Below are 19,002 nucleotides of genomic sequence, written 5' to 3' on the forward strand. Positions count from 1 at the left end.
CTACACCGGATAGACGGCGGGGTCGACGAACGGCGGTGCCACCGTGCGTGGTTCGATCGCCGGGTCCGCGCACACCGCGTCGGCGACATCGCAGCAGCGCGCGAAGTGCACGTCACCGCACGCCAGCGCGTACTCGATGAACCCGCGCAGTGCCAGCAGACGGCCCGGGCGCCCCGAAAGGAACGGGTGGACACAGAGATTGAACAGGCAGCGATAGTGCCGCATGCCGTCCAACTCGGCGCGCCACATCTCGGCGACCTTCACCGGGGATTCGATCACCGATCCAATGTGGGGTTCTGGCAGGTAGGCATACTGCTCCCAGTCGTCCAGAGACCAGTGCACCGGCAACTCGACGATCGGCCCGGCATCGGTGGCGAGCCGGTATGGCCGGTCGTCGCCCATGAGCGACGAGTCGTAGCGCAGACCGTGTTCGGCGATGAGCCGCGGCGTCTGCCAACTGGCACCCCACAGTGCGGCACGGTGACCGGCGATGTCGATGCCCTGGGCGGCGAACACCGCCAGCGCCCGTTCGAAATCGGCGCGTTCCTCGGCGGCGGTCATGGCCACCGGCGACCGGTGACTGTAGGAGTGGTGGGCCACCTCGTGTCCGCGTTCGACGATGGACGCAGCCAGCCCAGGCCGGTGTTCGGCAACCCAGCCCGGCACGAAAAACGTGGCGGGAACACCCAATTCGTCCAGCAGATCCAGGATGCGGGGCACGCCGACATCCGGCCCGTAGGACTGGTGCGACATCGCCATCATGTGTGCGCCGAAGCGGTGCCCCGCGGCAAGGATCGGTGTCTCCGCGTCGACGTCGAAGGTCAGGGTGGCCACCGCGTTCGCGCCGCGGTGCCACGGGGCTGTCACCGGGCGGCCCGCCAGGCACGGGCGTTGGCGATCGTCGCCATCGGCGAGAGCATGCCGTGATCGAACGCGGTCAGCGCCTCCCCGGCCGAAAGACGCTGCGGCAGGTCGGGGTTCGCCAACGCCCCACGGCCGACCGACAACAGGTCGGCATGCCCGCCGTCGAGCACGTCGGCCGCCTGCGCGTGGTCATGCATGCCGCCGTTGGCCATCACCGGTAGCCCGGTCACCTCTCGCGCCACAGCCGTGATGGTGCGCCCGTCCGCCAACCGCGCGGTCTCGATGAAGTCGCGGCCCTCGCTGGCGATGTGCACATAGTCGGCACCGGCATCGCGCAGGGCACCGAAGATCACCTCGGCCTCCGCGATCCCACCCGGCCAGCGATACCCGAAGTCGTTGACCTTGGTCTGCGAAATCCGCACCCCGATCAGGAAGTCCACCCGAGCCCGGGCTCTGATCGCTGCCAAGATCTGCGCGGTGAGCCGAATGCGGTTCTGCACGCCACCGCCGTATCCGTCGGCTCGGCAGTTCGTGTAGGCGGTGAGGAACTGATCGAGCAGATACCCGTTGGCGGCGTGGACCTCGACGCCGTCGAAGCCCGCGACGCGCGCGCGTTCCGCGGCCGCGACGAACCCTGCGACCACCGCTTCGATGTCATCGTGAGTCATTTCCCGGGGCGTGGGCCACGGGCCAGAGCCGCCGTACTCCTCGAGCATGGCACCGCGCGGGCGCACGGCCGACGGCGCGATGGTGCCGACGCCGTACGAGTTGCCCTGCGACAACGCACCGGCGTGCATGAGCTGCGCCACGATCGGAGCGCCCGCGGCATGGACTGCCCCGGTCACCTGGCGCCAGCCCGTCACGTGGCCCTCGACCGCCAAGCCGGGCTGGTTGAGGTAGCCCTGACTGTGGGTGGTGTCGGTGTAGACGCCCTCGGTGATGACCAACCCGAAGCCGCCACGCGCGAAGTCGGCGTAGTAGTCGGCCATCGCTGCGGTCGGGGTGCCGTCCGGCGCGGCCGACACCCGCGTCATCGGCGCGACGGCAAGGCGATTCGTCAGCTCCAGAGTGCCTAGGTGGGTAGTGCTCAGCGCGGGGTGCCGCGTCTGCGTGGGATTGGTGGTCATGCGATCCTCTCCTGTGTCAGTTCGATGACGAGCGGCGTGGGGCGATGCCCGTTGATGCCGTTGAGATCCATGGGGCACGCCGACACCACCACCACACAGTCCATGGCCGCTTCGAACTCGACGGCGTCGCCGGGCCGGCTCACGGCGGGCAACCACGACAGCACACCGTCGTCGGCGACCGGGATGTTCATGAACACGTTCACCGGCTGGGGTACGTCAGCTGCGCTGAATCCCAGCTGCGCCAGGGCTTTTCGCAGGTTCACCGCGCAGGATGGATGCCCCGTGACGCCGAGTGCGCGATAGCGTTCGGCGTCGCAGGCGGCGATCAGCATGTCGTGGATACCCGGCGAGGTGTCTTCGATCAATGTCAGTATCGGCCTACGCCGGTTGGTGACGAAGTGTTCGCCCATCTCGGGAAACAACCGGCCGGTCGTGGTGCGGGTATGTGACGCGCTCAGGTACTCGGTGAGATCGCCTGCTGCGTAGGCGAATACATCGCCGACCTGGCCGCCTTCGGCATCGATCACCCGCACCCGATCCCCGTGCCGCAGGGTCACCGCGTGGCCGGCGCCTGCGGGCACCGTCGTTCTGCTCGTCGTGTTGGTCAACTCCATGGCTCGCTATTCAAGCCAGCCGGGCGACCCGCGCCCAATGGTTGTTTCTCCACCGCTCCGCTAGATCCGATGGATGTTTCTCCATATCGCCACGTCCGCGGAGCTACCTAGTGTTCACGGTCACAACCCCCGGTGGCCCATGCCGAGGCCAAGCGAAGGAGACCTATGGACTGTCTGGATGTCACAGTCATCGATGCCGGAGAACTGTCTGCGCGCAAGGCTTTCGGCCTGCTCAAGGCTGCGGTGGTGCCGCGGCCCATCGCCTGGACATCGACCATCAGCCCCGACGGCGTCGCCAACCTGGCGCCGTTCAGCTTCTTCACCGTGGTGTCGTCCCAGCCGCCGCTGGTACTGCTGAGCCTCGAATACCTGGCCACCGGCCGGCTCAAGGACAGTGCCGCCAACATCGAAGCCACGGGTGAGTTCGTGGTCAACATCGCGCCTGCGGCCATGGCGCCGGCCGTCGAACTGACCAGCGTGCAGGTCGACGCGTCGGTCGACGAATTCGAGCTGGCAACGGTGACACCGGTGCCGTGTCGCCATGTCCGGCCGCCACGGCTCGCCGAATCACCCATCAGCCTGGAATGCCGACTGCACACCACGGTTCAGCCCGGCAGCGATCGGCTGGTGATCGGCGAGGTGCTTGCCTTCCATCTCGACCGTCGCGTGCTGGACCCGGACGGGCGGGTGGACATCGCCCGGCTCGACCCGCTCGCCCGCACCGCAGCACATTTCGCCCGTCTGCAGCCGCTCTTCCAGGAGGAGATGTGATGTCCCATGTCATCGACGACGGACCGTTGACCGCGTTTCACAAGCGGCTCACCGTGTTCTCTGCCGGCGGGCCGTTCCTCGACGGATTCGCGTTGACCATCATCGGTATCGCGTTGGTCTCCATGAAGAGCCAGTTGAGCCTCGACTCGGTCAGCGTGGGACTGGTGGGAGCCGCGGCGCTGATCGGAATCTTCGTGGGCGGCCTGGTTTTCGGCTATGTCACCGACCGTGTCGGCCGCAAGATCATGTACATCGCCGACCTGTCCATGTTGGTCGTGGTGTCCATCGCGTCGGCGTTCGTGACCGATGCGTGGCAATTGGTGCTGCTGCGGTTTCTGCTCGGCGTGGCCATCGGCGCGGACTATCCGATCGCCAGTTCGCTTCTGGCCGAGTTCATCCCGAGTCGCTACCGGGGCAGGCTGCTGGGTTCACTGTTCGTGGTGTGGGCGGCCGGCGCAGCCGCAGCGGCAGCCGTGGGTTGGGCGCTGTCGGCGCTGGGCCCCGACGCCTGGCGGTTCATGCTCGCCAGCCCGGCGGTGTTCGGCATCATCACCCTGCTGATGCGCGCCGGGACACCGGAATCGCCGCGGTGGCTGCTCAGCAAGGGCCGCGAGGCCGAGGCACTCGAAGTATGTCGGCAAGTGTGGGGCCCCCAGGCCGACACGTCGCTGATCCCGGCCGAACCGCCCGCCACGTCGTATTCGGAACTCTTTCGCGGCATCTATCTGCGCAGGGTCATCTTCGTCGGGGTGTTCTTCACCGCCCACGTGATCCCGTTGTTCGCGGTATACACCTTCGGGCCGGACATCCTCGCACAGATGGGCGTCGGCGAACAGAACGTGTACGTGGCCGAGTTGGTGATCAGCGTGCTGTTCCTGGTGGGTGGCGTCCCGGGACTGCTGCTGGTCGACAAGATCGGGCGTAAACCGTTGCTGCTGTGGACTTTTGCCGTCATGAGCGCGGCGTTCGTCGTCATGGCCACCGACCCGCACGCCCCCGCCGTCGTCCTGTTCGCGTTGCTCGCCCTGTACGCGATCACCTCCGGTGCCTGCAACTTCATCGAGATCATCTACCCGAATGAGCTGTTCCCCACCGCAGTACGGGCCAGCGCCACCGGTACCGTCGTCGCGATCAGCCGCATCGGTTCGGCCATCAGCACGTTCGTGTTGCCGCTCGTACTCACCGGCACCGGACTCGGCGGGGTCATGTGGCTGCTGGCCGTCGTCAACGTGATCGGTCTGGTGGTCACCGTGGTTCTCGGTGAGGAGACGCGCGGCCGCGCGCTGTCCGACACCTCGGCCGCGGGCCGCTCCCGCGCGGAGGTGTCCGACGGCGTCGACGTGTGACGGCCTCGATCAGGCCGCGCTGGTGACCCGGTACACGTCGTAGACACCCTCGACATTGCGGACCACGCTGAGCAGATGCCCCAGGTGCTTCGGGTCACCCATCTCGAAGGTGAAGCGGCTGATGGCCACCCGGTCGTTGGAGGTGGTGACCGACGCCGACAGGATGTTGACCTTCTCGTCGGCCAGCACCCGGGTCACATCGGAGAGCAGCCGGTGCCGGTCGAGCGCCTCCACCTGGATCGCCACCAGGAACACCGAGGACGGTGACGGCGCCCACTCCACGTCGATGATGCGCTCCGACTGTTCTTGCAGCGACGCCGCATTCGTGCAGTCGGTGCGGTGCACGCTGACCCCGCCGCCGCGGGTGACAAAGCCCATGATGGTGTCACCGGGGACCGGCGTGCAGCACTTGGCCAGCTTGGTGAGCACACCGGGTGCACCCGGCACGGCCACACCGGTGTCATCGGTGGTGCGCTGCCGGACCGGCATGTTCGCCGGGGTGGACCGCTCGGCGAGCTCGTCCTCGGCCGCGTCGTCGCCACCGAACTGGGCCAGCATGCGCTGCACCACGTGGCGCGCCGAGACATGACCCTCACCGACGGCGGTGTAGAGCGCCGATACGTCGGTGTAGCGCAGTTCGCGGGCCAGCGCACCCATGGTCTCGCCGGTCATCAAGCGCTGCAACGGAAGTCCACCGCGCCGGACTTCGCGCGCGATCGCGTCCTTGCCGGACTCCAGAGCTTCCTCGCGGCGCTCCTTGGCGAACCACTGCCGGATCTTGGCCTTGGCGCGGGGCGACACCACAAAGCTCTGCCAGTCGCGCGACGGCCCGGCGTTGGGTGCCTTCGAGGTGAAAACCTCGACCACTTCCCCATTTTCGAGCTTGCGTTCCAGCGCCACCAGCCTGCCGTTGACCCGTGCGCCGATACAGCGGTGCCCCACCTCGGTGTGCACGGCGTAGGCGAAGTCCACCGGGGTGGAACCGGCAGGCAGGGTGATCACGTCGCCCTTGGGGGTGAACACGAAGAGCTCCTGGGCCGCAAGGTCGTACCGCAGCGACTCCAGGAACTCGCCGGGATCCGCGGCCTCCCGCTGCCAGTCGAGAAGCTGACGCATCCAGGCCATGTCGTCGATCTCGGTCGAGGCGTGCGGATGCGGAACGCCGTTGCGGCCCTTGGCTTCCTTGTACCGCCAGTGCGCGGCGATGCCGTACTCGGCGGTGCGGTGCATGTCGCGGGTGCGGATCTGCACCTCCAGCGGCTTGCCCTCCGGCCCGACGACGGTGGTGTGCAGCGATTGGTAGACGCCGTACCGCGGCTGGGCGATGTAGTCCTTGAAGCGCCCAGCCATCGGCTGCCACAGGGAGTGCACCACGCCGACCGCGGCGTAACAGTCCCGGATCTCGTCGCAGAGGATCCGCACCCCGACCAGGTCGTGGATGTCGTCGAAGTCACGGCCCTTGACGATCATCTTCTGGTAGATCGACCAGTAGTGCTTGGGCCTGCCCTCGACGACCGCGTTGATCTTCATGGCCGACAGCGCCACCCCGATCTCGGCGCGCACCTTGGCGAGATAGGTGTCGCGTGACGGTGCCCGGTCGGCGACCAGACGCACGATCTCCTCGTACTTCTTGGGGTGCAGAATCGCGAACGACAGGTCTTCCAGTTCCCACTTGACCGTCGCCATCCCCAGCCGATGGGCAAGCGGGGCAATGACTTCCAGCGTCTCGCGGGCCTTGCGGGCCTGCTTCTCCGGCGGCAGGAAGCGCATGGTCCGCATGTTGTGCAGCCGGTCGGCGACCTTGATCACCAGCACGCGCGGGTCGCGGGCCATCGCGATGATCATCTTGCGGATGGTCTCGCCCTCGGCGGCCGAGCCCAGCACCACCTTGTCGAGCTTGGTGACACCGTCGACCAGGTGGCCGACCTCGCTGCCGAATTCGGTGGTCAGCGCCTCCAGCGTGTAACCGGTGTCCTCGACCGTGTCGTGCAGCAACGCGGCCACGAGCGTCGTGGTGTCCATCCCGAGTTCGGCCAGGATGTTGGCCACCGCCAGCGGATGGGTGATGTACGGATCGCCGGACTTGCGCATCTGGTCGGCATGCCGCTTGTCGGCTACGTCGTAGGCACGCTGCAGCAACTGCAGGTCGGCCTTCGGGTAGATCTCGCGGTGCACCGCCACCAGCGGCTCGAGCACCGGATTCACGGCACTGCGCTGCGCCGTCATCCGTCGGGCCAACCGAGCGCGCACGCGGCGCGACGCGCTGCTCTTGGCGACGTCGGCCGGGGTCGGCGCGGGCAGCGCGGGTGGAGACTGCACGGCTTGACCGGTACCGGGATCGTCGGCCATCGCCGTCACCTCCTGCTGTTCATCCCCACCTGTTCATCCAGAGTTCGAGGATATCTCTCAGACCGTGTGCAGGCTGCTAACCGGCAGGGGTGCCACCGCGCCGCGACCACGCAATTCGGTCAGCTCCAGCACCACCGCGGCCCCGGTGACCCGGGCGCCGCTCGCCGTGAGGAGTTTGACCGCGGCGCCCAGCGTCCCGCCGGTGGCCAGCACATCGTCGATGATGACAACGTCGCGCCCGGCGATATCAATCCCCTCGGCGGGGATCTCCAGGGTCGCCGTGCCGTATTCCAGCTGGTAGGTCGCGCTGTGCACCGGCGGCGGCAGCTTTCCGCCCTTGCGGACGGCGAGCACGCCGATGCCAAGACGGGTCGCGACGGCCGCGCCCAGCAGGAAGCCACGTGCGTCCAGGCCGGCCACCAGGTCCGCCCCGGCGGCGCTGGCCGCGAGAGCGTCGGTGACCGCGCAGAGCCCGTCAGCGTCGGCCAGCAGCGGCGTCAGGTCCTTGAACTGCACACCGGGTTCCGGGAAATCGGCGACCTCACGGGTCAACGACGCCACCAGCCGGGAAATATCGGAAATCGGAGGCCTTTCGCGTTCGCCGGTCACTTCGACAACTTCCAACGGTCCATGTTCCAGCCGGCACCCCAGCGGGTCGGATTGCTGCTCACGGCGTACATCTTGGTCGATGTCAGCACCGTGCGCTGCTGCCGGTACAGCGGCAGCGTCGGCATGTCGCCCCACAGGATCGGTGCGCCCTCCCCGACCAGCCGCGTCAGCTCCTTCGGGTCGGTCGTCACGGCCAGCGCGTCGATGATCCCGTCGACGCGTTCGTTGTTGTAACCAGGCAGATTGTTGCCGTTGCCGCCGTGCAGCGCGTACGCGTCCATCGCCGACGACCCCGACGAGCCGCTGCCCGTCGCGCCGCCGGTGCTGGCCAGCAGCACGTCGAATTGGTTGCTGCGCAACGCCACCGGTCCGGCCGTTTCCGAACCGGTGTCCTGCACCGTGATGCCGGCCGGTGCGCACGCCTTGGCGATGGCACCCACCGTGGCGGCCAGCCGGGCGTTGGGCGTCTGATACCCGATGCGCACGGTGAGCGGCTGGTTGTGGATCTCGGCGCGGGCGGCATCGGGGTTGGCCACGGTGAACTGTCCAGCGTCCGCGGCGCCCTCGGCAGTACCGAACGCATCGTCGGCGGCCGGACTGAGCCGTGAATTGGCGATCGGCATGACGGCATTGCGGGCGATCACGTCACGCGGCGTGCACAGCGCGAGCGCCCGCCGGGCCGGGGTCGCCGCCAGCGGGCCTCCCGGCGCGAAGATCAACTGCTCGATGCCTGCCGACGGGGTGTCGTTGCTGACGTAGTCGTCGGGCAGGTTGAGCACGCCCGACGATCCGGTCGCGATGTCGACGACATCGAAGGAGCCCTTGTTGACGCGCTCCTGGATGTCGGCACCCCGCGGCCACACCGTGACCTTGTTCGTGATGGGCTTGGCGCCCCACCACTTGTCGTTGGCCACCAGCGTCACGACACCGTCGTTCGACACCGAGTCGAGCCGGTACGGCCCCGACGACGGGAAGTGCTTGAGGTCCACGTCCGGTTTGAGGTCCCACGTGGTGTTCCAGGCCTGGGCGATGCGGTCGACCGTGGGCGTGTCACCGGTCTGCAGTGCGGTGGTGACGCCACCCTCGACGAGGCCCAGTTCATCGGCGATGACGTGGGACGGCATCAGCGAGGTCGCGGTGAACAACTGCGCGTAGTCGACGAACGGCCGGTCCTGCGCGAACGCCACCCGGGCCTTCTTCTGCCCCGGCGCGCAGTCCACCGTCGAGATGTCGCGGTAGCCGGCCTGGCTGGCCGCATCGAAGCCCGCGAACCGGCCCGACTGCGCCGCCCACGCGAGCACCAGATCGTCACAGGTGATCGGCTTGCCGTCGGAGTACACCGCTTTGTCGTCGATGACGTAGTCGAGCACCAGCGGGGCGCGGCCCACCACCGAAACCGACCCGAAGTCGTGATCGGCGACGACCTGACCATCCGGCCCGTGGTAGGAGAAACCGGTCAGCGTGCGGGCGAAGGCCTGCGGCCCGGCCGACGCCGCACCCGCGACGGTGTTCGTGTTGTAGGTGGGCAGGGTGCCGTCGACCGCATAGTCGATCGCGTCGGCCGAGCTCCCCCCACAGGCCGACACCCCGACGGCGGCCAGCAGTGTCACCACCGCCGCGCCCGCGAGTCGCGCGCCTCGCGTGCGCGGGACATGGCCGATGGCCCCCCACTGAGCCATCCGGATTACCGCCGGGTGTTCCGCTTGCCCGACGGGCGACCCGTTCTCGCCGTCGGTCGCGACGGCCGCGCTCCGGGCGCGGGTTTGGCGGGAGCCGTCGAGCTCGCCGACGCCGACACGGTCTCCTCCGCATCGTCGGCGTCGGCCGCGTCGTCAGCCTCGGTGTCCTCGGAAGCGGCCTTGGCGGCCGACTTCTTGTCGGCCTTCGCGGCCGCCGGGTTGCGACGGTTGAGCACCTTCTTGGTGTGCCGCTGCACCAGCTCGGTGCGCTCACGCAGCGACACCAGCAGCGGCGTGGCGAAGAAGATCGACGAGTAGGTACCGACGATCACGCCGACCAGCTGGACCAGGGCCAGGTCCATCAGGGTGCCGACGCCGAGCAACCAGACCGCCACCACGATCAGCGCCACGATCGGCAGCACCGAGATCAAGCTCGTGTTGATCGAGCGCATGAACGTCTGGTTCACCGCGAGGTTGGCCTGCTCGGCGAATGTGCGTCGGGTGGTGTGTTCGAAGCCGTGGGTGTTCTCCTCGACCTTGTCGAACACGATCACGGTGTCGTAGAGCGAGAAGCCCATGATCGTGAGCAGGCCGATGACGGTCGCCGGGGTCACCTCGAACCCGACCACCGAGTACACGCCTGCGGTGACGAGCAGGTCGAAGACCAGCGACGCCAGGGCGGACAGCGCCATGTACTTCTCGTAACGCCAGGTGATGTAGATGGTCGCCAGCACGAGGAACACGATCAGCGCGATGATCGCCTTCTGGGTGATCTGGCCACCCCAGGTCTCCGATACCGCCGAGTCGCTGATGACCTGCTTGCTGGGCTTGCCGTCGCTGCCCTTCGGGTGGAAGGCGTCGAACAGTGCGGTGCGCAGCTTCTCGGTGTCCTGGTTGGACAACGTCTCGGACCGGATCTGGACCGTGGCCGAAGAGCCGTTGCCCACCACGACCACCGATTCCGGGTTGCGGCCCAGGGTCTTGTTGAAGACGTTCTCGACCTGCTGGGTGGTGATGGTGCCGGACTCACCGGCCGACGGCATCGAGACCTTTGTTCCGCCCTCGAAGTCGATGCCGAAGGTGAATCCGCGCAGCACGATGCTGACGATCGCGATGGCGACGATGACGCCGCTGATGATGTACCAGAACTTGCGCCGGCCGACGACCTCGAAGGCGCCGGTACCCGTGTAGAGCCGGACGAAGAATCCGTGCTTGGGCAGCGCCGCCGAGGACGCCTCGATGCTGGGTGCTTCGACGGCCGTCGTGGTGTCGTCGTCGGTGTCGGTTGAGTGCTTCGCAGCCATGTCTCTATCCCCGTCCCGCTGTTGCGTGCGCGGCTTCTCGGCGTTCCCGGGCGATCTGCTGCACCGCACCGAGACCGTTGAGCGCCGGTTTGGCCATCGTCGGCGACTTCGACGCGAGGTACACCAGCGGCCAGGTCACCAGGAACACCACCACGAGGTCGAGCAGCGTGGTCAACCCGAGGGTGAACGCGAATCCCTTCACCTGCCCGATAGCCAGCACATAGAGCACCAGCGCGGCCAGGAAGGTCACCGCGTTGCCGGACACGATCGTCTTTCTGGCCCTCGCCCAACCGCGGGGAACCGCAGACCGGAACGAACGGCCTTCGCGGATCTCGTCTTTGATGCGTTCGAAGAACACCACGAACGAGTCAGCGGTGGTCCCGATACCGATGATCAAACCGGCGATGCCTGCCAGGTCGAGCGTGTATCCGATGTATCTGCCGAGCAAGACCAGGATGGCGAAAACCATTGCGCCCGAAGCCACCAGCGACAGCGCCACCAGCAGTCCCAGCACTCGGTAGTAGAGCAGCGAGTACAACAGCACGGCCGCCAGGCCGATCGCACCCGCGATCAGACCGGCTCGCAGTGATGACAGACCCAGTGTGGCGGAAACGGTTTCGGCCTCAGACGATTCGAACGACAGCGGAAGTGATCCGTACTTCAGCACGTTGGCCAGCTCGCGCGCGGAATCAGCGGTGAACTTGCCGGTGATCTGGGTCCGGCCACCCGGGATAGCCTCTCGGATCTCCGGGGCGCTGACCACTCGGGAGTCGAGGGTGAAGGCCGTCTGGGTGCCCACGTTGGCAGCGGTGAAGTCGGCCCACGTCTTGGCGCCGCCGCTCTTGAACTCCACGTCGACGACGTACTGGCCCTGCTGCTGATCCAGGCCTGAGGTGGCGTTCTGGATCTCCTCGCCGCTCATGATCGACTTGTTGAGCAGGTACACCGTGGACCCGTCCGTCGAGCACGTGACCAGCGGCAGGTTCGGATCGTCGTTGCCCGCGAGTACGTCTTCCTCACCGCAGCGGGTGGCCTGGAACTGCAGCGCCAGGATCTGCACCGACTGATTGGTGCTCTGCCGCAACTGCTTCTCGTCGGCGATGCGCTGCGCGAGGTCGGCCTTCGCGTCGCCGGGTGCCGGCGCAGGAGCGGGAGCCGGCGCAGGAGCGGGAGCCGGCGCCGGGGGTGCCGGAGCCGGTGCGGGTTCTCCGGGCGTCGGCGCCGGATCCCGCGGGTACGGCCGCGGTTGAGGTGCCGGCTGCTCACCTGAGCCCGGCGCGGCGGGCGCCTCACCGGGCTGCCCGGCGGGCGGCTCGCCTTGGGGCGCCTCACCGGGAAGCGCTCCCGGGGCGCCCGGGACTCCTGGAGCCGGTGCAGTACCGGGCGCGCCGGGTGCCGGTGGCGCACCGGGCGCCCCGGCCGGCGGCTGGGCCTGCTTGGGCTGCGCCGGCATCGCGTGGATGACCGGGCGGATGTAGAGCCGGGCGGTCTGGCCCAGGTTGCGCGCCTCGTTGCCGTCGTTGCCGGGCACCGTGATCACCAGGTTGTTGCCGTCGATGACCACCTCAGACCCGGACACACCAAGACCGTTGACGCGCGCACCGATGATCTGCTGGGCCTGGATCAGCGCCTCACGGGTGGGTGCCGAGCCGTCCGGGGTGCGGGCGGTCAGCGTGACCCGCGTCCCGCCCTGCAGATCGATGCCGAGTTTGGTCTTGGCCTGCTTGTCACCGGTGAGGAACACCAGCAGGTACACGCCGATGAGCAGAACCAGGAAGAGCGTCAGGTAGCGGGCAGGGTGCACCGGCGCCGAAGACGATGCCACGTTTCTAGGGTCTCCTTGAGATCAGTTCGTCAGCACCGCAAAGGGTACGTGCTGGCCCTGGGTGGACGGCTGTCAGTCTTTCTTGAATCCGTCGTTGTCGGTGACGGCGGTGCTCTCGGTCAGCTCGGTGGCCGCCGACGACACCTCGGGGTGCGCGGCGTCGTTGGCATCGTCGGCGTCGCTCTCGATGCGGTCACGGACGGCCAGCTTCATCCAGGTCGTGATGACGCCGGGGGCGATCTCCAGGTGGATGTTGTCGTCGGTGATTCCGGTGATCGTGCCCTGCAGGCCCGACGTGGTGTGGATCCGGTCGCCGATCTGCAGCGAGTTGTGCAGGTCGATGGTCTTCTGCATCGCCTTCTTCTGACGTCGCGACGCAAAGAACATGAACGCGCCCATGATGATGAGCAGGGGAAGGAAGATGGCTACATCCATGACAGCACTGTCTTTCGTATCGAATCGTGTGATCTTCGGCTCCGGACCGGCAGGTCACGGCACCTCATAACGGACCAGTCTGCCATTGCGGCCATCCGCTGACGCGGCCGCCGTCGCCCGAACCGCGCTTAGCGGGGCTAAGTTCCGGCTCGGCCGGGCCCGGTCGCGGCCCCGCCCGCACTGGCCAAAACAGACTGTCAGGCACACCCGGACGACTAGGCTCGGACTCGCTCTAATCCGTCCGCGCCGCCACCGCCGTTCGCAGGAGTCAGTGTTGAGCCTTCTTGAGCAGAGCCGTCATCTCGCCACCACCATCCCGGGACCCAAATCGCAGGCCCTGATCGACCGGAAAGCCGCAGCGGTGAGCCGCGGGGTGGGCACCACGATGCCTGTCTACGCCACCCGGGCCGGCGGTGGCATCGTCGAAGACGTCGACGGCAACCGGCTCATCGACCTGGGCTCCGGCATCGCGGTCACCACCATCGGCAATGCCTCACCGCTGGTGGTCGACGCCGTCGCGGCCCAGGCGGCCAACTTCACCCACACGTGTTTCATGGTGACCCCCTACGAGGGCTACGTGGCCGTGTGCGAACAGCTCAACCGGTTGACGCCGGTCGCGGGCGACAAACGCTCGGCGTTGTTCAACTCGGGCTCGGAAGCCGTCGAGAATGCTGTGAAGATCGCGCGGTCGTACACCCACAAACAGGCCGTGGTGGCGTTCGACCACGCCTATCACGGGCGCACCAATCTCACGATGGCGCTGACCGCCAAGGTGATGCCCTACAAACACGGCTTCGGGCCGTTCGCCCCGGAGATCTATCGCGCGCCACTGTCTTACCCGTTCCGCGACGCGGAGTTCGGCAAGGAGATGGCCACCGACGGCGAACTCGCCGCCAAGCGGGCGATCGATGTCATCGACAAACAGATCGGCGCCAACAATCTGGCGGCAGTACTCATCGAACCGATCCAGGGCGAGGGTGGCTTCATCGTCCCTGCCGACGGATTCCTGCCCGCGCTCCTCGCGTGGTGCAGGGCCAACGACGTGGTGTTCATCGCCGACGAGGTGCAGACGGGGTTCGCCCGCACCGGTGCGATGTTCGCCTGCGAACACGAAGGCATCGACCCCGACCTGATCGTCACCGCGAAGGGCATCGCCGACGGCATGCCGTTGTCTGCGGTGACGGGCCGCGCCGAGATCATGGATGCGCCGCACGTGTCGGGGCTGGGCGGCACCTACGGCGGCAACCCGGTGGCCTGCGCGGCTGCATTGGCGACCATCGAGACGATCGAGGCGCAAGGCATGGTGGCCCGGGCCCGGCAGATCGAAGCGCTGATGAAAGACCGGCTGGGGAGATGGCAGGCCGAGGACGACCGCATCGGCGACGTCCGCGGCCGCGGCGCCATGATCGCGATGGAACTGGTCAAGGCCGGCACCACCGAACCCGATGCCGGCCTGACCAAGGCCCTGCTAGCGGGGGCCCACGCTGCCGGGGTGATCGTGCTGTCCTGCGGCACCTACGGCAACGTGCTGCGCTTCCTGCCCCCGCTCACGATCAGCGACGAGCTTCTAGTCGAAGCTCTCGACGTACTCGAGCTGATCCTGCGCGATCTCTAGTGCGCGTGGGTGTGACGCCTGCCGAACATGCCGCCCCATCCCCGGTGCTCACGCGTTTCCCGGGTCTCACGCGCGGCCGACGTGTCCGTGGCCGGTACCTCGGCAGCCGGTGTCGCGGTGGCGACGGGCTCGGCCATGACGGGCCGCCGCGCGTACGCCACGTCGCGCACGCTGCGCACCGACAGCCGGCCGAGTGCGACGGCGCCCAGGAACACGATGACCGCGCCCAGCCCGGAGAAGTAGGCCAGCTCCAGCGCGACGCGCTTGGCGTCGGTGACCGCCACCGGAGCCCCGGCGTCACCGATGGCCAACACACCGGCCAGTGATCGGCCGACGACGAACCAGGCCCCTGCTATGACGGCAAGCCAGCCGCCCAGCATCGCCGTCGCGCGGTTACCCGACGACAGCAACAACAGCCCGCCGAGGGCCGTCACGGCTCCCGGCAACACTTCGAGCCAGCCTCGGGCCGTCGTCCACATCCAGCCCTGATCGGGCGTGAACGCGAAGTCGATGTACGGACCGATGAAGGGAATCAGCGCTCCCCAAGCTCCCAGTAGGACCAGCAGTATCCCGCTGGCCGCCCCTCGACTTCGCGGCATGCGCATCCGGCCTCCGCGGGTATCGAATTCGGTCATGATGCCTCCTTTGACGAAGCAGTGGGTACCCATCCATCACCGGGCTGTAACGCCGTTTGGATGACGCTGCTCTCATTCGAGGTGGCGACCGGCTGGACGAACACGACCCTGGTGCAATTCCGGCAAATATGGTGACCCCGCTCACAGCCGGCGGGAATTCGTGCGGCTCCCGGGCGATTTCCGCACACTCACAGCAAATTGACAGGGCCTGAGCTGGCCGTCCGGAAATAAGTTTAGATCCACTAACGTAGTAGTTGGTCGGGCGCAACGTCGCGCTGATTTGATACGTAGCTATTTGGTAAAGAGGGATGCTGATGACGACTGATACCCGTGAGGAGCGGCTGGAGCGCCGCATCGCTGACTTGGTCAGCACTGATCCGCAGTTCGCCGCCGCCGCACCGAGCGAGACCGTGAGCGCCGCCGCCGATGCCGAGGGCCTGCAACTGCCGCAGATCGTCCAGACCGTCCTACAGGGTTACGCCGACCGACCCGCCATCGGCGAGCGCGCCGTCGAGTTCGTGACCGACCCGCAGACCGGCAGGACCAGCGCACAACTTCTCCCCCGCTTCGACACCATCACCTATGGAGAGGTGTGGGAACGGGTACGGGCATTGGCCAGCGCACTCCATCAGGCCGGTGTGGCCTCGGGTGACCGGGTCAGCATCCTCGGCTTCGCCAGCGCCGACTACACCGTCATCGACACCGCACTGGGTCAGCTCGGAGCCGTCTCGGTGCCGCTGCAGACCAGCTCGTCGGCATCGGCCCTGGCGCCGATCGTCGTGGAGACCGAACCGCGCGTGATCGCCGCGAGTGTCGATTACCTCGACGACGCCGTCGAACTCGCACTGACCGCCTACGCCCCGGACAAGATCGTGGTGTTCGACCACCGCATCGAGGTCGACGACCACCGCGATGCCGTCGCCGGAGCCACTGCGCGGCTCGCCGAGGCAGGCAGCCCCATCGTCGTCGAGACGTTGGCCGACCTCATCGCGCAGGGCACCGACCTGCCGCAGGCCCCCGCCCCCGAGTCCTCCGACGAAGACCCGCTGGCCCTGCTCATCTACACCTCCGGCAGCACCGGAGCTCCGAAGGGCGCGATCTATCTGCAGAGCGCGGTCGCCAAGTTCTGGCGCCGCAACTCCAAGGCCTGGTTCAGCCCGACCGCCGCGTCGATCAATTTGTGCTTCATGCCGATGAGCCACGTGATGGGCCGCGGCATCCTGTACGCGTCGCTGGCCTCCGGAGGCACCGCCTACTTCGCCGCCCGCAGCGACCTGTCGACCCTGCTGGAAGACCTGGCGTTGGTCCGGCCGACCGAACTGAACTTCGTGCCGCGCGTCTGGGAGATGATCTACAGCGAGTTCCAGAGCCGGGTGGATCACCGGCTCGACGGCGCCGCCGGCCGTGCCGCCGTCGAGGCCGAAGTGATGGCCGACATGCGTGAGAATCTGCTTGGCGGCCGGTTCATTACGGCCATGACCGGCTCGGCACCCATCTCGGCAGAGCTCAAAGCCTGGCTGGAGGATTTTCTGCAGATCCATCTGCTGGAGGGCTACGGTTCGACCGAGGCCGGCATGGTGCTGTTCGACGGCGTGGTGCAGCGCCAGGCCGTCATCGACTACAAGCTGGTGGATGTCCCCGACCTGGGCTACTTCAGCACCGATCAGCCGTATCCGCGCGGCGAGCTACTGGTCAAGACCGAGAACCTGTTCCCGGGCTACTACAAGCGTCCCGAGGTCACCGCGAGCGTGTTCGACGAGGACGGCTTCTACCGGACCGGCGACATCGTCGCCGAGGTCGGTCCCGATCAGCTGACCTACGTCGACCGGCGCAACAACGTGCTCAAGCTCGCACAGGGCGAGTTCGTCACGGTCGCCAAGCTCGAAGCGGTGTTCGGCAACAGCCCCCTGGTGCGGCAGATCTACATCTACGGCAACAGCGCCCGGCCGTACCTGCTGGCCGTGGTGGTGCCCACCGAAGATGCGCTCTCGCGCTACGAGTCTGCCGAGTTGAAGACGGCGATCGCCGAATCACTGCAGGACGTGGCCAAGGCCGCCGACCTGCAGTCCTACGAGATCCCCCGCGATTTCCTCGTGGAGACAACGCCTTTCACACTGGAGAACGGTCTGCTGACCGGCATCCGCAAGCTGGCGTGGCCGAAACTGAAGGCGCACTACGGTGATCGGCTGGAGCAGCTCTACACCGACCTCGCCGACAGCCAGGCCAACGAGCTGCGCGAGCTGCGGCAGAACGGCGCCCAGGCGCCGGCCCTGGAGACGGTCAGCCGGGCCGCCGGGGCCCTGCTCGGCGCGTCGTCGGCCGATCTGCAGCCCGAGGCCCACTTCACCGATCTCGGTGGAGATTCGTTGTCGGCGTTGACTTTCGGCAATCTGCTGCGCGAAATCTTCGAGGTCGACGTGCCGGTGGGCGTGATCGTCAGCCCGGCCAACGACCTGGCAGCCATCGCGGCCTACATCGAGGCCGAGCGCTCCCCCGGCGCCAAGCGCCCGACGTTCGCGTCGGTGCACGGTCGCCATGCCGCCGAGATCAGCGCGGCGGACCTGACGCTCGACAAGTTCATCGACGCCGAAACACTGGCTGCCGCACCGACATTGCCCAAGGCTGGCTCCGAAGTTCGTACCGTGCTGCTGACCGGTGCCACCGGCTTCCTGGGCCGCTACCTGACCCTGGAGTGGCTGGAACGCATGGACCTGGTCGACGGCAAGGTCATCGCCCTGGTGCGCGCCCGCTCCAACGAAGAGGCCCGCGTCCGCCTCGACGCCATCTTCGACACCGGCGACGCGAAACTCCTTGCCCACTACCAGAAACTGGCCGCTGACCACCTCGAGGTCATCGCAGGCGACAAGGGCGAGTCTGATCTCGGCCTGGACCACGAGACCTGGCAGCGGCTGGCCGACACCGTCGACCTGATCGTCGACCCGGCCGCCCTGGTCAACCACGTGCTGCCCTACAGCGAGCTGTTCGGGCCCAACGCCCTGGGCACCGCCGAGCTGATCCGCATCGCCCTGACCACCAAGATCAAGCCGTACACCTACGTGTCGACGATCGGTGTGGGCGACCAGATCGCGCCGGGCAAGTTCGTCGAAGAGGCCGACGTCCGCGAGATGAGCGCGGTGCGCCGCATCGACGACTCGTACGCCAACGGCTACGGCAACAGCAAGTGGGCCGGCGAGGTCCTCCTGCGCGAGGCCAACGACCTGTGCGGGCTGCCGGTGGCGGTGTTCCGTTGCGACATGATCCTGGCCGATACGACGTACTCGGGTCAGCTGAACCTGCCCGACATGTTCACCCGGATGATGTTCAGTCTGGTGGCCAGTGGTATCGCTCCGGGCTCGTTCTACGAGCTGGGTGCCGACGGCAAGCGGCAGCGGGCGCACTACGACGGTCTGCCGGTGGAGTTCATCGCGGAGTCGATCTCGACGCTCGGCGCGCAGGCGGTCGAGAGCTTCGAGACCTATCACGTGATGAACCCGTACGACGATGGTCTGGGCATGGACGAGTTCGTCGACTGGCTCATCGAGGCGGGCTATCAGATCGAGCGCATCGATGACTACCGCGAGTGGTTGCAGCGGTTCGAAAGCACCCTGCGTGCGTTGCCGGACAGGCAGCGTCAGGCGTCGTTGCTGCCGCTCTTGCACAACTATCAGAAGCCGGAGCGCCCGATGCTCGGCGCGCTGGCGCCGACCGATCGGTTCCGGGAAGCCGTGCAGGAAGCCAAGATCGGGCCCGACAAGGACATCCCGCACGTGTCCCCCGCGGTCATCGTGCAGTACATCACCAACCTGAAGCAGCTCGGCCTGCTCTGACC

The 19,002-nt window shown here is 67.3% G+C and carries 14 protein-coding genes; 4 read left to right on the forward strand and 10 right to left on the reverse strand.

The window, feature by feature from the left end:
- Genes BST13_RS15320 through BST13_RS15330 form a run of 3 tightly spaced genes read right to left on the reverse strand, consistent with a single transcriptional unit; the run spans position 1 to position 2,605 of the window.
- Entirely contained in the window at positions 1–867 is an 867-nt protein-coding gene (locus BST13_RS15320) for a polysaccharide deacetylase family protein (protein WP_083164876.1), read from the reverse strand.
- Positions 864–1,991: an NADH:flavin oxidoreductase gene (locus tag BST13_RS15325; protein WP_083164877.1), complete on the reverse strand. Its 1,128-nt coding sequence runs from the start codon at positions 1,989–1,991 to the stop codon at positions 864–866. The genes BST13_RS15320 and BST13_RS15325 overlap by 4 nt, the downstream gene beginning before the upstream one ends.
- Positions 1,988–2,605 carry a DUF1989 domain-containing protein gene (locus BST13_RS15330; RefSeq protein WP_083164878.1) on the reverse strand — a complete coding sequence of 206 codons (618 nt, stop codon included), beginning with the start codon at positions 2,603–2,605 and terminating at the stop codon, positions 1,988–1,990. The genes BST13_RS15325 and BST13_RS15330 overlap by 4 nt, the downstream gene beginning before the upstream one ends.
- A 165-nt stretch (positions 2,606–2,770) precedes the next feature.
- Here BST13_RS15330 and BST13_RS15335 point away from each other — a divergent pair, with 165 nt between their 5' ends.
- Both BST13_RS15335 and BST13_RS15340 read left to right on the forward strand, forming a co-directional pair.
- The gene (locus tag BST13_RS15335; RefSeq protein WP_083164879.1) at positions 2,771–3,376 is read left to right on the forward strand and encodes a flavin reductase family protein; all 606 of its coding nucleotides are present in this window, start codon (positions 2,771–2,773) and stop codon (positions 3,374–3,376) included.
- The gene (locus BST13_RS15340) at positions 3,376–4,722 is read left to right on the forward strand and encodes an MFS transporter (protein ID WP_083164880.1); all 1,347 of its coding nucleotides are present in this window, start codon (positions 3,376–3,378) and stop codon (positions 4,720–4,722) included. Before BST13_RS15335 ends, BST13_RS15340 begins: the two co-directional genes overlap by 1 nt.
- A gap of 9 nt (positions 4,723–4,731) precedes the next feature.
- Here the strand turns inward: BST13_RS15340 and BST13_RS15345 are convergent, their stop codons facing one another.
- The 6 genes from BST13_RS15345 to yajC all read right to left on the reverse strand — a co-directional run bounded on the left by BST13_RS15345 (position 4,732) and on the right by yajC (position 12,923).
- A complete protein-coding gene (locus tag BST13_RS15345; protein ID WP_083164907.1) occupies positions 4,732–7,071 on the reverse strand; it encodes a RelA/SpoT family protein in 2,340 nt (779 codons plus the stop codon).
- Between the two features lie 57 nt (positions 7,072–7,128).
- Positions 7,129–7,695 (reverse strand): adenine phosphoribosyltransferase, encoded by a 567-nt coding sequence (locus BST13_RS15350; protein WP_425437019.1) that lies wholly within the window; start codon positions 7,693–7,695, stop codon positions 7,129–7,131.
- Entirely contained in the window at positions 7,677–9,359 is a 1,683-nt protein-coding gene (locus BST13_RS15355) for an ABC transporter substrate-binding protein (protein ID WP_083164881.1), read from the reverse strand. Before BST13_RS15355 ends, BST13_RS15350 begins: the two co-directional genes overlap by 19 nt.
- Before the next feature lie 5 nt (positions 9,360–9,364).
- Positions 9,365–10,663, reverse strand: coding sequence for a protein translocase subunit SecF (gene secF / locus BST13_RS15360; protein WP_083164882.1), 1,299 nt, complete (start codon positions 10,661–10,663; stop codon positions 9,365–9,367).
- A 4-nt stretch (positions 10,664–10,667) separates the two neighbouring features.
- Entirely contained in the window at positions 10,668–12,488 is a 1,821-nt protein-coding gene (gene secD / locus BST13_RS15365) for a protein translocase subunit SecD (protein WP_083164883.1), read from the reverse strand.
- A 72-nt stretch (positions 12,489–12,560) separates the two neighbouring features.
- A complete protein-coding gene (yajC, locus tag BST13_RS15370; RefSeq protein WP_083164884.1) occupies positions 12,561–12,923 on the reverse strand; it encodes a preprotein translocase subunit YajC in 363 nt (120 codons plus the stop codon).
- A 274-nt stretch (positions 12,924–13,197) separates the two neighbouring features.
- Here yajC and gabT point away from each other — a divergent pair, with 274 nt between their 5' ends.
- On the forward strand, positions 13,198–14,538 hold the full coding sequence (gabT, locus tag BST13_RS15375; RefSeq protein WP_083164909.1) for a 4-aminobutyrate--2-oxoglutarate transaminase: 1,341 nt from the start codon (positions 13,198–13,200) through the stop codon (positions 14,536–14,538).
- On the opposite strand, the gene BST13_RS15380 is transcribed toward gabT, so the two are convergent.
- Positions 14,535–15,173 carry a hypothetical protein gene (locus BST13_RS15380; RefSeq protein ID WP_083164910.1) on the reverse strand — a complete coding sequence of 213 codons (639 nt, stop codon included), beginning with the start codon at positions 15,171–15,173 and terminating at the stop codon, positions 14,535–14,537. The genes gabT and BST13_RS15380 overlap by 4 nt on opposite strands.
- A gap of 314 nt (positions 15,174–15,487) precedes the next feature.
- Here BST13_RS15380 and car point away from each other — a divergent pair, with 314 nt between their 5' ends.
- Entirely contained in the window at positions 15,488–19,000 is a 3,513-nt protein-coding gene (gene car, locus BST13_RS15385; protein WP_083164911.1) for a carboxylic acid reductase, read from the forward strand.
- Positions 19,001–19,002: the final 2 nt, after the last annotated feature.

Origin of the sequence: Mycobacterium aquaticum, assembly GCF_002086485.1 — a bacterium.
Lineage (GTDB): Bacteria > Actinomycetota > Actinomycetes > Mycobacteriales > Mycobacteriaceae > Mycobacterium > Mycobacterium aquaticum.

Bases quoted from the DNA above. Each gene is read 5' to 3' on its own strand.
- car (WP_083164911.1), top strand. From the start codon at position 15,488: ATGACGACTGATACCCGTGAGGAGCGGCTGGAGCGCCGCATCGCTGAC.
- BST13_RS15335 (WP_083164879.1), top strand. From the start codon at position 2,771: ATGGACTGTCTGGATGTCACAGTCATCGATGCCGGAGAACTGTCTGCG.
- BST13_RS15345 (WP_083164907.1), bottom strand. From the start codon at position 7,071: ATGGCCGACGATCCCGGTACCGGTCAAGCCGTGCAGTCTCCACCCGCG.
- BST13_RS15330 (WP_083164878.1), bottom strand. From the start codon at position 2,605: ATGGAGTTGACCAACACGACGAGCAGAACGACGGTGCCCGCAGGCGCC.
- yajC (WP_083164884.1), bottom strand. From the start codon at position 12,923: ATGGATGTAGCCATCTTCCTTCCCCTGCTCATCATCATGGGCGCGTTC.
- secF (WP_083164882.1), bottom strand. From the start codon at position 10,663: ATGGCTGCGAAGCACTCAACCGACACCGACGACGACACCACGACGGCC.
- BST13_RS15355 (WP_083164881.1), bottom strand. From the start codon at position 9,359: ATGGCTCAGTGGGGGGCCATCGGCCATGTCCCGCGCACGCGAGGCGCG.
- BST13_RS15380 (WP_083164910.1), bottom strand. From the start codon at position 15,173: ATGACCGAATTCGATACCCGCGGAGGCCGGATGCGCATGCCGCGAAGT.
- BST13_RS15340 (WP_083164880.1), top strand. From the start codon at position 3,376: ATGTCCCATGTCATCGACGACGGACCGTTGACCGCGTTTCACAAGCGG.
- BST13_RS15325 (WP_083164877.1), bottom strand. From the start codon at position 1,991: ATGACCACCAATCCCACGCAGACGCGGCACCCCGCGCTGAGCACTACC.